At 65.1% G+C, this 12,569-nt stretch carries 8 protein-coding genes and 3 pseudogenes; 3 read left to right on the top strand and 8 right to left on the bottom strand.

What is annotated here, in order from left to right; translation table 11 throughout:
• Positions 1 to 262: 262 nt before the first annotated feature.
• The 6 genes and pseudogenes from XAXN_RS07755 to XAXN_RS07725 form a co-directional block, all read right to left on the bottom strand.
• The gene (locus tag XAXN_RS07755; protein WP_054319119.1) at positions 263 to 871 is read right to left on the bottom strand and encodes a nucleotidyltransferase family protein; all 609 of its coding nucleotides are present in this window, start codon (positions 869 to 871) and stop codon (positions 263 to 265) included.
• A 407-nt stretch (positions 872 to 1,278) separates the two neighbouring features.
• The gene (locus XAXN_RS07745; RefSeq protein ID WP_054319117.1) at positions 1,279 to 2,283 is read right to left on the bottom strand and encodes an XdhC family protein; all 1,005 of its coding nucleotides are present in this window, start codon (positions 2,281 to 2,283) and stop codon (positions 1,279 to 1,281) included.
• Positions 2,280 to 4,488: pseudogene (gene paoC / locus XAXN_RS07740) on the bottom strand (aldehyde oxidoreductase molybdenum-binding subunit PaoC). The gene XAXN_RS07745 and the pseudogene paoC overlap by 4 nt, the downstream one beginning before the upstream one ends.
• 1 nt (position 4,489) lies before the next feature.
• Positions 4,490 to 5,441, bottom strand: a pseudogene (locus XAXN_RS07735) (FAD binding domain-containing protein).
• Positions 5,438 to 6,097: an aldehyde dehydrogenase iron-sulfur subunit PaoA gene (paoA, locus tag XAXN_RS07730; RefSeq protein WP_280631811.1), complete on the bottom strand. Its 660-nt coding sequence runs from the start codon at positions 6,095 to 6,097 to the stop codon at positions 5,438 to 5,440. The pseudogene XAXN_RS07735 and the gene paoA overlap by 4 nt, the downstream one beginning before the upstream one ends.
• Before the next feature lie 420 nt (positions 6,098 to 6,517).
• Positions 6,518 to 7,259 (bottom strand): annotated as a pseudogene (locus tag XAXN_RS07725) (zinc-dependent alcohol dehydrogenase family protein).
• Here XAXN_RS07725 and XAXN_RS23000 point away from each other — a divergent pair.
• A complete protein-coding gene (locus XAXN_RS23000; RefSeq protein WP_245149943.1) occupies positions 7,146 to 7,481 on the top strand; it encodes a hypothetical protein in 336 nt (111 codons plus the stop codon). The pseudogene XAXN_RS07725 and the gene XAXN_RS23000 overlap by 114 nt on opposite strands.
• A 280-nt stretch (positions 7,482 to 7,761) precedes the next feature.
• A complete protein-coding gene (locus XAXN_RS07720; protein WP_174515551.1) occupies positions 7,762 to 9,309 on the top strand; it encodes a sensor domain-containing diguanylate cyclase in 1,548 nt (515 codons plus the stop codon).
• A gap of 283 nt (positions 9,310 to 9,592) precedes the next feature.
• On the opposite strand, the gene XAXN_RS07715 is transcribed toward XAXN_RS07720, so the two are convergent.
• Positions 9,593 to 10,138 carry a single-stranded DNA-binding protein gene (locus XAXN_RS07715; protein WP_054319114.1) on the bottom strand — a complete coding sequence of 182 codons (546 nt, stop codon included), beginning with the start codon at positions 10,136 to 10,138 and terminating at the stop codon, positions 9,593 to 9,595.
• Positions 10,139 to 10,413: 275 nt separating this feature from the next.
• Between XAXN_RS07715 and XAXN_RS07710 the strand changes: the two genes are divergently transcribed.
• The gene (locus tag XAXN_RS07710; protein ID WP_054319113.1) at positions 10,414 to 11,412 is read left to right on the top strand and encodes a polyprenyl synthetase family protein; all 999 of its coding nucleotides are present in this window, start codon (positions 10,414 to 10,416) and stop codon (positions 11,410 to 11,412) included.
• A gap of 204 nt (positions 11,413 to 11,616) precedes the next feature.
• On the opposite strand, the gene XAXN_RS07705 is transcribed toward XAXN_RS07710, so the two are convergent.
• Positions 11,617 to 12,417 (bottom strand): dienelactone hydrolase family protein, encoded by an 801-nt coding sequence (locus XAXN_RS07705; protein ID WP_054319112.1) that lies wholly within the window; start codon positions 12,415 to 12,417, stop codon positions 11,617 to 11,619.
• Positions 12,418 to 12,569: the final 152 nt, after the last annotated feature.

Raw genomic sequence — 12,569 nt, 5'->3', positions numbered from 1 at the left:
AAAATTCCACTTCTGGCGTCAGCTAACCTGGGGGGGGGGGATTACCGTAAGGCTGCTGGTCGGTTAAAGGCGCCGGCCGAGCGTGAGGGTTGGCAGCCTGCAAAGAATCGGTAACGCGCCTGGACTGGTGCCTGTGATTAGCACCGGTAAGGTCAGCGTTCGCGCATGCAGTGAAAGTGCCTGTCGCTTACGTGCGGCCGCCGCGCCTATCGTGTCAGGGCCCAGGCTGCCAGAGATTTGCGTGCGTACCCGTCATGGCGTCTCACTCAGCATCGACCCAGCCGCGCTGCTGCGCGGCGACCAGATCGGCCGGCGTGTCGATATCCAGCGCCAACGCCGGGGCGCTCACGCACCCCAGGCTCTGCATATCCAGGCTGGCGAACAGTCCCCGCAGGCCGCTATCGGCCTGCAACGGAACATCCGCCCAAGCCGCATGCGTGACCACCGCGGGAATGCCGCGTACGCCGCTATAGCCACTGGTTGCACAGCCGGAGACGGCGCGATCGGCCTCTTCCAGCAGAGAGCGCAAATGCGGGGCATCCAGCGCAGGCTGATCGCACCCCAGGATCAGGCTGCGTCGCAACGCCCCGTCGCCCTGCACATGCCGGCGCAACGCGGCCAAACTGGAACCCATGCCCTCGGCCCAATCGGGATGCCGGAGTATTTCGACATCCAGGTCCTGCAACACCTCGCTCAATACATCAGCATCGGCACCCAGCACGACCACGCAGCGGCGCGGCGCAGTCTGTAACGCAATGCGTGCGGCGCGGCGCAGCAACGGCTCGCCATCACGCTTCAGCAATTGCTTCGAGCGGCCAAGCCGGCGCCCTGCCCCGGCGCCCAGCACCAGTGCCGCGTGATCGCCACTCATGGGCAGCACGCTGCTGGCGCGGCGGCGACAGAGGACGGTGTCGATTGCGAGACGGCGAGAGCACCGCGATTTTCGCCGATGTCACCACGCGCGGGACGATTGGCGGCGAGAGAACTGACGCGAACAGCATCACGCGAGACGTCGACGTGGCGATCCGGAACAAGGGTCATGGCGACGTGCTGCTTCATTGGAAGCCAGCTGCAGCCTAGAGCGCGGGCTGTGCGTGCGAGGTGACCGCACCTTGCGTGCGCCATCGTTGTATCAGCGAAGCCTTTCCAAGTGCGATAGAGATTGCTGCGCGCTGTCGGAAGCCAGTAACGATAATGCTCGAAATCAGCCTTCCTTCGCTCGGACCAGGCTGAGATAAGCCTTGACGACTCACGCACGCCGCAGGAGCAGCCAGCGACTTATCGCCTTGCCGTAACGGCCTGCAGATCTGCCACCGCTTGCGTGGCTTCGGCGATGATGCCAAGCGCGATGGTGTGCGGCGACGAGCGTCCCATGCGCCAGCCCGCCGGCAAACGCAGACGTGCGAGCGAGGCATCGCTGTACCCCAGCGCACGCAGCGCCTGCAAACGACCTTCGCGCTTCTGCCGGCTGCCGAGGATGCCGATGCAGGCCACAGGGGATGCCAAACCGCGCCGCGCAACCTGCAGGTCGATCTCGGCATCGTGGGCCAGGCTATACAGCGCGGTGTCGGTATCCAGATGCAGGTCATGCAGTGCATCGCCCAGCGCACGTCGGTCGTAGTGCTCGGGCGCCAATCCCGGTGGCGGTTCGCCCGGACCATGCGGCCGCAGCACGCGCACTTCGATGCCCATCTGGCTGGCCAACGACACCAGCGCCAGGAGCGACGGGTCGGCTCCGACCAGCACCAGCCGTAATGGCGGACGGTGCGTGCGCACGAATTCGCCTGCGCGCGTGTCCCGTGCATTTGCAAGGTAACGCACCGTGCCGGACGCACGATCCAAGGCCACATGAAAGGCGCGTCGATGCTGGCGCGCATTACGCCAACGCGCGAGGTACTCGCCTAGATCCGGCACCGGCCACACCAGCACGCCGATGCGCCCGCCGCAGCTGAGCTGGATGTCCAGCACTTCGCTGCCTTCGCCATAATCCAACCAACGCGGCTGACCATCGCGCAGCACTGCCATGGCCTCATGCGCCACCGCCGCTTCGACGCAGCCGCCGGAGACGTAGCCCGCCACGCTCCCGTCGGCGCTGATGGCCATCTCGCTCCCCAACGGGCGTGGGGATGAGCCTTGCACGCCGACCAAGGTCGCCATCGCCACGCGCTGCCCGGCGCGCTGCCATGCGGTCAGCGTTGGCAGCAAGTCATCGAGCAACGCGTAGCCCGGCCATGCCGGCCACGCCGGCGGCGCATGCGTGACCGGGGCAACGACTGCGCTCACGCGTGCAGCATCTCGGGCAGGTGCGGCAGCAGTTTTGTCGAGGGTCACCGGGTAGTTGCGCACACGCACGCCGGTTGCGTTGTAGACCGCATTGGCAATCGCCGCTGCCACGCCGCAGATGCCCAGCTCACCCACGCCCTTGGCCTTCATCGGAGACGACAGCGGGTCGCTTTCTTCCAGGAACACCACGTCCTGATGCGGGATGTCTGCATGCACCGGCACTTCATAGCCGGCCAGGTCGTGGTTGACGAAAAAGTCCAGGCGTTTGTCCACTGCCAGCTCTTCCATCAGTGCCGCGCCGGCGCCCATGGTCATGCCACCGATGACCTGGCTGCGCGCGGATTTGGGATTGAGGATGCGCCCCGCGGCGCACACGGCCAGCATGCGCCGGATGCGCACTTCGGCGGTTGCCACATCCACGCCCAACTCGACGAAATGCGCGCCAAATGTTGAGAGCTGATGCGTCTTGCTGAGATCGCCAAATTCGATCTTCTCTTCCACCACCAGCGCGCCATTGGCCGCGGCATCGCCGAGCGCGACGCGCTTGCCGCCGGCACGCACATAGCCATCGGCAAATTCGGCAGCGGCCGGATCCAGACCCAGTTGCTTGGCTACTGCTTCGCGCAATTTGACTGCGGCTGCATAGACGCCTGCGGTGGCACTGTTTGCGCCACACTGCCCACCTGAGCCTGCAGAGGCCGGGAAACTCGAATCGCCCAGGCGCACATCCACCCAGTTGAGCGGGACGCCAAGCATTTCCGCAGCGGTCTGCGCAATGATGGTGTAGGAGCCGGTCCCGATATCGGTCATGTCGGTTTCCACCACCACGCGCCCGCCCTGCTCCAGACGCATGCGCGCGCCGGAGGTCATGACCGGCGCATTGGGAAATCCCGTTGCAACGCCCATGCTGACCAGCCAACGACCGTCGCGCGTGCTGGCCGGCTTGGCCTTGCGCTTGGACCATTCGAATCGCTTCGCGCCATCTTCCAGGCACTTGACCAACTGACGCTGCGAGAACGGGCGCTGCGGATTTTCCGGGTCTACCTGGGTGTCGTTGACGATGCGGAACTTGACCGGGTCCATGTCGAGCTTTTCGGCCATCTCGTCCATGGCGATTTCCAACGCCATCAATCCCCGCGCCTCACCTGGCGCGCGCATCGCGTTGCCTTCTGACAGATCGAGCACGGCCAGGCACGTGGTAATCAGGCGGTTGGCACCGGCGTACAGCAACTGCGTCTGTGCCGCGGCAGTTTCCGGGCTGCCGTCGGGCAGGTCGCCCGACCAGCTTTCATGCGCAATCGCGGTGAGCTTGCTGTCGTGCCCGGCACCAAGCCGAATACGTTGCACCGTGGCCGGGCGGTGGGTGGTGTTATTGACGATCAGCGGCCGTGGCAGCATGACCTTCACCGGACGTCCGACCTGACGGGCGGCCAGCGATGCCAGCACTGCATCGGCACGCAGGAACAGCTTTCCGCCGAAACCGCCGCCGACGTACGGCGACATGATCCGCACGTTTTCGCGCGGGATGCCCAGCGTCCTGGCCAGATCGCCGGCACCCCAGTTGATCATCTGATTGGAGGTCCACACGCTGAGCTTGTCGCCCTCCCACATGGCAATGGAAGCGTGCGGCTCCATCATCGCGTGCGAATGATCGGGTGTGGTGTATTCGGCATCCAGCTGCACCGGCGCCGCCGCGAAGGCAGCGTCGAAGTTGCCGACGTTGCTGTTGGGCGCGTCGCCCTTCTTGGTCACCTTAGCGCCGGCACGGGCCTTTTGCAGATCGTAGGCGCCAACGTGACGACCGTAATCGATCTTGATCAACTGACCGGCCGCACGTGCCTGCTCGAAGGTTTCCGCCACCACCACGGCAATGGCCTGGTGGTAATGGGTGATCTCGGAGCCTCCCAAGAGCTTGGCGGTGTTGAACTTGCCCTTTTGCAGCTTGCCGGCGTTCTGCGCAGTCACGATGCCCAGCACGCCCGGCGCCTTGCGCGCCGCGCTCAGGTCGATGCTGCGAATGGTGCCCTTGGCGATGCCTGCGCCCACCACGTGCCCGTAAGCGGCTTGGCCCGGCAAGTCGTGATGTTCGTAGGCATACGGCGCCTGTCCGGTGGTCTTGAGTGGCCCGTCGATGCGGTCGACGGGCTTGCCTACGACTGTGAGCTGATCGATGGGATTGGTGCCGGCGGGAGTATCGAAATTCATATCAGGCTCTCGTGTCGGCCAGGATCGCGGTCAAGGTGCGCTCGACCAGCGCCGCCTTGAATGCGTTGTGTTCGGTGGGCTGTGCGCCGTCGAGCAACACGGACGCAATGGCGCGGGCACCCTCTTTCGATCTGGCCTCGGCAGCTTCGCTGCGCCATGGCTTGTGCGCGACCCCGCCGACTGCAACGCGTGCACTGCCATCGCGCTGCACGACGGCGGCCACCGACACCAGGGCGAACGCATACGAGGCACGGTCGCGCACCTTGCGGTACACATGCCTGCCACCGAGCGGCTTGGGCAAGGTGACGGCGGTGATCAATTCGCCGCGCTCCAGCACGGTTTCCAGATGCGGCGTCGTTCCCGGTGCACGATAAAACTCGGACAAGGCCACCGCGCGCGTCTGGCCATCCCGGGCGCACCGTTTCCACCACGGCATCGACAAGGCGCATGGCAATGGCCATATCGCTGGGATGGGTGGCAATGCACGCCTCGCTGGCACCGATCACTGCCAGTTGACGGTTATATCCGCCGATGGCCGCGCAGCCGCTGCCAGGCAGTCGCTTGTTGCACGGCTGGTTGGTGTCGCAGAAATAGGGACAACGCGTGCGATGCAGCAGGTTGCCTGCCGTGGTGGCGCGATTGCGCAGTCGCCCCGAGGCCCCGGCCAGCAATGCGCGCGACAACACGGCGTAATCGCGGCGCACGCGCTGGTCGGCAGCGAGGTCGGTGTTGCGCACCAGTGCGCCGACACGCAAACCACCGTCGGGCGTTGCCTCGATGGTATCCAGGCGCAGGCCGTTGACATCGATCAGATGCGACGGCGTTTCGATCTGCAGCTTCATCAGATCGAGCAGGTTGGTCCCGCCTGCGATGAACTTGGCACCGGGTTGACGCGCAGCCTTGGCTGCGGCGTCGGCCGGAGAGGTGGCGCGCTCGTAGCTAAAGGCCTTCATGCGCGGCCTCCCGCAACGTCGTTGATGGCCTCGACGATGTTGGAGTACGCACCGCAGCGGCAAATATTGCCACTCATGCGCTCCTGCAACTCGGACGTGGTGAGTCTGGTCTTGCCGGTGAAGTCTTCGGTGACATGGCTGGGAATCCCGCGCTTCACCTCGTCCAGCATCGCCACTGCCGAACAGATCTGCCCGGGCGTGCAATACCCGCATTGGTAGCCATCGTGCTTAACGAACGCTGCCTGCATGGGGTGCAGCTTGTCCGGCGTGCCCAACCCTTCGATGGTGGTGACCTTGGCGCCCTCATGCATCACTGCCAGCGACAGACACGCGTTCATGCGTTGCCCGTCGACGATGACCTTACAGGCGCCGCACTGGCCGTGATCGCAGCCCTTCTTGGTGCCGGTGAGATGCAGATGTTCGCGCAGCGCATCCAGCAAGGTGGTGCGGTTATCTAGCGTCAGCGTGACCGGTTTGCCGTTCACCTCGAAAGCGACCCGGCTGGATGCATTGGCAGGCTCGGTTGCCGGCCGCTGCGGCATCGCAATGGCGGCGGTGGCGGCCATCGATTGGGTTGCGGCAACGCTGGCTGCGGATGCCGTTCCCGCGATCAGTACCTCGCGACGGGTCATCTTGATGTCTCTCATGGCTGGCATCTCCAACAATGCTGGCTTTTACAGTTCTCAATCAATGTGCAGCGCTGCCGGTCAGAAGCGCGTGATTGCGCAGCGGTGACTGCGGGCGTAAAACGGTGGTATTGCCCGTTTCCAACTTCGGTTTTCGCCCGCATTCGCGCCGGTTACTGCATGCGCCGATGAAAGCCGCTCATCACGGCGAATCACCAACCAAGGCGCCGATGACGTTGGAGCCGAACGGGCCGGCTGTACAGTTTTTGGAATGTTGCGGGTGCAGCACGTGAGTTGGCCGCCGTGAGTGGCAACCGGACCAAATCAGAGAAACATTGGTTGCGCTCGCCAGCAGGGTCATGCAATCGGCCGCCCTTGCACACGTCGAAATAGTGGATTCGCGCGCCGGCGGTGCGGACGCATCGCCGACGCTCAGTGCCGCGGGCTGGATCAGAACTCCAGCGTGATCTTGCCCAGATGCCCACCGGCCTTCTGCAGCGCGAAGGCTTCACCGATCTCATCCAGCGCAAAGCTGCGATCGATCACCGGCCGCAGCGGCAAGCTGTCGAGTGCGCGCACCAAATCCTGCTGATGCTTGCGGCTGCCAACGACCAGTCCCTGCAGGCGTTGCTGGCGCCCCATCATTTCGGCAGTCGGAACCGGCCCAGCGGCACCGGTCAGTACGCCGATCAGGGCGATATGCCCACCCACGCGCGCGGCACGGATCGACTGCGTCAGCGTGCCCGGGCCACCGACCTCGACCACATGGTCCACCCCACGCCCGTAGGTGACATCCAGGACCTGCGCTGACCATTCGGGATGCTGCCGATAGTTGATGAGGTGGTCGGCACCAAGCGCTCGCACCTTCTCCAGTTTCTCGTCGGATGAGGACGTGGCGATCACGCGCGCGCCCATCGCCTCGGCGAATTGCAGTGCAAAGATCGACACGCCGCCGGTGCCCAGAACCAGCACGCTGTCGCCAGCCTTGAGCCGGCCGTTGACCGCAAGCGAACGCCACGCTGTGACGCCGGCGGTGGTCAGCGTCGCAGCCTCGGCGTGACCGTAACCACGGGGGCGCGTGGGTGAATGCCTGTGCATCGGCGACGACCGCCGAGCGCGCATAGCCATCGACACCGTCGCCCGGGGTGGTGGCAAAACCGGCATGCAACGGCTCGCCATCCAGCCACCCCACCGCTTCCACCACGCCTGCGCCATCGGACATCGGAATGCGCCCGTCTGCGGTCGGCATCTGCCCGAGCACAACGCCCAGGTCATGAAAATTGAGCGAACTGGCATGCAGGCGCACGCGGATCTGACCGCGTGCAGGCTGCCCCGGATCTGGCAATGCAACCGACTGCAGCGACGCGATGCCGGCGGGATGGCGAAGACGAATGGCTTGCATGGCAACTCCTGAGCATGATTCGGTTCCAGGGATAGCACGCAGCCCATTATGCAAACGCAGTCGAGCTGGCTCTGACATCCGCGGCGACGTCGGTCCGGAGGTCGATGATCGAGGGTCGTAGAATTCAGGTGCGTCGGCATGGAGCGACGCCAGTGTTAGTACTCATCGATGTGCAGCGAGCGCTGCTGCAGCAGCCATCGCGCGTCGCGATGCGCGCAAGCGGGCTGTTGCGTGTGACGTGAGGCCTCAATCACAGATCTGTCATTGCATGTGTTGACGCACCTAGGCATGCCTGCCGCGACGCGTAGGCTGGCACGGCGGTTGCATCGCCCTGGTATCCAGACAGGTAACCACAGTGACCTCACCAACCAAGCGGAGGCGGCAACGTGCTCAGCGCATCGCGCTGCACTTCGTGCTGACTGCGTCCTGGATGTTGTTGCTCGGTTCCGAATACTGGTCCATCCATGACGAGCGCGCGACCGCGCTGCGCAGCGCCCAGGCGCAGTCGTTGAATCTGGCCAATTCGCTGGCGCAGCATGCCAGCGACACCCTCTCCATCGCCGACGCCGTGTTGTCCGGGTTGGTGTCGCGGATCGAACACGACCAGGGCTCCAGCGCCGCGCGTTCTGCGCTGCATGAGTTTCTGGTGCGCGAAGCGCGCCGCTCCGATCGCCTGCATGGCATCTTCATCTATGCCGCGGACGGCAGTTGGGTAAGCTCGTCGCTGGACAGCACCCCCAGAACGCACAACAACGCCGATCGCGCCTATTTCAAGTACCACCGCGACCATCGCGACGCCTTGTCGCTGGTCGGCCCGCCCGTACAAAGCCGCTCGGACGGCTCCTGGGTGCTGACCTTGAGCAGCCGCCTCAACACCCCCCGTGGCGAGTTCGCCGGCGTGGTGCTGGTCACCCTGCAACTGAAGTATTTCCAGAACTACTACAGCACCTTCGAAGTCGGCCCGCACGGCACCATCGGCATGATCAACGACGATGGCATCGTGATGGTGCGCCGGCCCGACAAACAGGGCGTGATCGGCACCTCGATCGCAGGAACGTCGATCTACGTGACCATGCGCGCACGCAAGCACGGCACCGCCACCTATCGCTCGCCGATCGACGGCGTGGAGCGCATCTCCAGCTTTGCACCGGCGCGACCCTATCCGCTGACCGTGCTGACCGGCGTTTCGGTGGACGATGCCTTGGCCAACTGGCGGGAAACCGCGCGCCAACGCATCGTGGTGGCCGCGCTGGGCTGCACCCTGCTGCTGGGCGTGGGAATCTGGCTGGATCTGCAACTGCGCCGCATGCACCGCAACGAAGCCAAGCTGAGTACCGAAGCCTGGATAGACGCATTGACCGGCATCGCCAACCGGCGCGCCTTCGACCACCGGCTATCGCGTGCGTTGCAGGACGCGGTTCGCCTTGAGGCGCCATTGTCTGTGCTGATGATCGATGTCGATCACTTCAAGCTCTACAACGACACCTATGGCCACGTGAACGGCGATGCCTGCCTGCGCTTGATCGCAGGCGCCATTGCCGGCTGCTCGCGCCGCAGCGAAGACCTCGCCGCGCGCTACGGCGGCGAAGAGTTCGGCATGATCCTGCCGCACACCGATGCCGCAGGCGCGCTGCGCCTGGCCGACGCCGTGCGCAATGCGGTTGCCGAGCTCGGCCTGATGCATCTGTCAAGCCCCACCAGCGCGCACGTCACCGTCAGCATCGGCGCCGCCACCTTTGAACCCGGCGAAGCGCCGCTGAGCCCCAACGCCATCGTGCACGATGCCGATTCGGCGCTGTATCGCGCCAAGCAGAAGGGACGCAATCGCACATCGGCCTAGACCTGCAGGGACGCCGACAGCCTGCCGTAGAGATCACGCTGCTGTAGCGAAGTGGATGTCGCGAGCCTGAGCAACGCATGGACGGCGCACCCACTGCGTGCGTTGCGCACAAGCCTGCGATGGATGAGCGCTGCACGCACGACACACGTGCCTCCGAGCACGCATGCCCCCGCGGCTCTTGCCACCATTCCGCCGAAACCGGCCAATGTCCGCGCGTACTTCCCATAACGCAGAAGGCCCGCGCAATGCGGGCCTTCCTGGATGACGCGACAGCGAACAGTCCTCAGAATGGGATATCGTCGTCTGCGAAATCGTCCATCGGCGGTGCCGACTGCTGCTGGGCCGACTGCTGCTGGGCCGGCTGCTGACGACGCGGCGCGTAGTCCTGACCACCGCCGCCGCCATATCCGCTACCGCCCTGCCCGCCACCGCCCTGCTGACGCGGCGCCGAGCGTTGCGGACGATCGCCGCCCATCCCGCCACCGCCGCCTTCACCACGGCCGCCCAGCATCTGCATCTCGTTGGCGACGATGTCGGTGCTGTACTTTTCCACGCCGTCCTGGCCGGTGTACTTGTCGTAGCGCAGTTCGCCTTCGACATAGACCTGCGAGCCCTTGCGCAGGTACTCGCCGGCGATTTCGCCCAGCTTTCCGAAAAACACCACGCGATGCCACTCGGTGCGTTCCTGGTTATTGCCGTCGCGGTCCTTGCGCATGCTGCTGGTGGCCAGGCTCACGCGCGTGATTGCCATGCCGGCCTGGGTGTACTTGGTGTCGGGATCGTTGCCGAGGTTGCCGACGAGGATGACTTTGTTGATGCCGCGGGCCATAGGTGCTTCCGAGATGATGCGCTGGCGCCTGTAGCGCGCAACGATAAATGTGTGTGCGGCAATGTTACCGCACCTGCCGCTCGGCGGTCCTGGCAGGTTGCCGCGCGGAGCTGCCGGGCAAGTGCCCTGCCAAGGGTCGGAAATCCAGCCCGCACAGGCCCTTACGGGTGACGACCCCGCTGCGCAGGGCGGCAAATGTGAAGACGCCGGGTGTGCCTGGCGGGACGGATCCGGCCGGGGCACCTATAATCGGCCCACATCACGAATGCCTGCGCATGACCATCGCCGAAGACCTCCCCACCGTGCTGGGCCTGCCCCAGATCCAGTCTCTCGCCGCGCCCGACATGGCCGCGGTCGATGCGCTGATCCGCCGCCGTCTGGCCTCGGACGTCGTGCTGATCAACCAGATTGCCGATCACATCATCTCTGCCGGCGGCAAACGCCTGCGCCCGATGCTGGTGATGCTGGCCGGCCATGCCGCTGGCGGCTCCGGCCCGGAGCACCACCAACTGGCGGCGATCATCGAATTCATCCATACCTCCACGCTGCTGCACGACGACGTGGTGGACGAATCGGACCTGCGCCGCGGACGCAGCACCGCCAATGCGTTATGGGGCAATGCGCCCAGCGTGCTGGTGGGCGACTTCCTGTATTCGCGCAGCTTCCAGCTGATGGTCGAACTGGATCGCATGGAAGTCATGCAAATCCTGGCCGACACCACCAATCGCATCGCCGAAGGCGAAGTGCTGCAGCTGCTGCACGTCCATAACCCCGACACCGACGAGGCCGCCTACCTGCGCGTGATCGAGCGCAAGACCGCGGTGCTGTTTGCCGCCGGCACGCGTCTGGGTGCGCTTGCCTCCAGTGCAAGCGCGCAGGTGCAGCAGCAGTTGTACGACTACGGCATGCAGCTGGGCTTCGCCTTCCAGATCGCCGACGACGTGCTCGACTACGCCGCCGAGGCCGCGGACCTGGGCAAGAACCTGGGCGACGATCTGGCCGAAGGCAAGGCCACCCTGCCGTTGATCCACGCGATGGCACACTCGGATGCGACCACCCGTGAGCGCCTGCGACAGATCGTCCGGCAAGGCGATGCGGCGGCGATGCCGGAAGTGCTGGCCGCCATCCATGCCACCGGCGGGTTGGACTACAGCCGTCAACGCGCGGCCGAATATGCTGCCGCCGCCGAACAGGCCCTGGAAACCCTGCCGCATAGCCCTGCCGTGGCGGCACTGCGCGGCCTGGCGCACTATGCGGTCGAGCGCACGCACTGATCCGGAGCGCTGGGCGCTCCGGAGGGGATTTGGGATTGGGGATTTGGGGATTCGCAAAAGCGACTTGGTCGCGCCTTACGAATTCCGACATGTGATCGCCAAACGATTGTTAGGCGCAGACCGCTGAGCAAAACCCGGGATTGATGCATTGAAGGACGGGACCGCGCTGTTACGAATCCCGACTCCCGAATCCCCCAATCCCTCCTATCGCCCAAACCGCTCTTCGAAAAAATCGCCCAGCATGCGATACGCCCGCTTGGCCGCGCGCGGGTTGTACAGGCAGCCCGGCGGGCTGTTGGCATCTGCCTCGGCAAAGCAATGCACGGCGCCGCTGAAATTGACGAATTGCCAATCCGCGCCGGCTGCATTCATTTCGGTTTCGAATGCGGTGATATCCGCCTTGCTCACGCTCTTGTCGTCGGCACCGTTGAGCACCAGTAGCGGCGTCTTGGCCGAGCCAGCGGGGGCCGGGCTGGGAGTCGCGATGCCGCCGTGCAGGCTGACCACACCGGCCAGTTGCGCGCCTGAGCGCACCAGTTCCAGCACCGTGGTACCGCCGAAGCAGAAGCCCACTGCACCGATGCGCGCTGCGTCCAGCGGCACCTTGCCGGCCTGCGCCTTGAGCACCTCTACCGCCTTGAGCGTGCGTGCGCGCAGCTCCGGCGGATCCTTCTTCAGGGCGCCGGCGAACTGCCCAGCCTCGCTGTCGTTGGCCGGTCGCTTGCCCTTGCCATACACGTCGGCCACCAGCACCACGTAATCGTCGCCGGCCAGTTGCTTGGCCTTGGTCACCGCCGAGTCGTTGACGCCGCGCCAGTTGGGCACCATCACCAGGCCCGGGCGCTTGGGATCACCGGCATCGTCGTACACCAGCACGCCGCTGTAAGTGTCCTTGCCGATCTTCCATTCCAGCGGCTTGGCCTGCATCGCCGCTGCTGCGGGGAAGGCCAGCGAGGCCAGGAGACCGATCAATCCAACGCCACGCCATGTCCGTTGCTTGTACATGTGCTTGCTCCCAGGATGGTGCGGCGAGTGTAGGCGCTGGCACCGTGCAGGAGGGGTCATCATCGGCGCTGCCGGCAGCGGCGCGGCCAGTTGGCTGGGCCAAGCGCACCGGGCGTATCCGCATCCGTGGCGAGCTAGGTTTCCAGGGCAAC

This window comes from Xanthomonas axonopodis (assembly GCF_001304695.1).
Classification (GTDB): Bacteria; Pseudomonadota; Gammaproteobacteria; order Xanthomonadales; family Xanthomonadaceae; genus Xanthomonas; species Xanthomonas axonopodis.
Note: the sequence above shows the minus strand (reverse complement) of the source record. Positions and strands in the feature narration are given on the sequence as shown.

Bases quoted from the DNA above. Each gene is read 5' to 3' on its own strand.
- XAXN_RS07755 (WP_054319119.1), bottom strand. From the start codon at position 871: ATGAGTGGCGATCACGCGGCACTGGTGCTGGGCGCCGGGGCAGGGCGC.
- paoA (WP_280631811.1), bottom strand. From the start codon at position 6,097: ATGCCAGCCATGAGAGACATCAAGATGACCCGTCGCGAGGTACTGATC.
- XAXN_RS07715 (WP_054319114.1), bottom strand. From the start codon at position 10,138: ATGGCCCGCGGCATCAACAAAGTCATCCTCGTCGGCAACCTCGGCAAC.
- XAXN_RS07710 (WP_054319113.1), top strand. From the start codon at position 10,414: ATGACCATCGCCGAAGACCTCCCCACCGTGCTGGGCCTGCCCCAGATC.
- XAXN_RS07705 (WP_054319112.1), bottom strand. From the start codon at position 12,417: ATGTACAAGCAACGGACATGGCGTGGCGTTGGATTGATCGGTCTCCTG.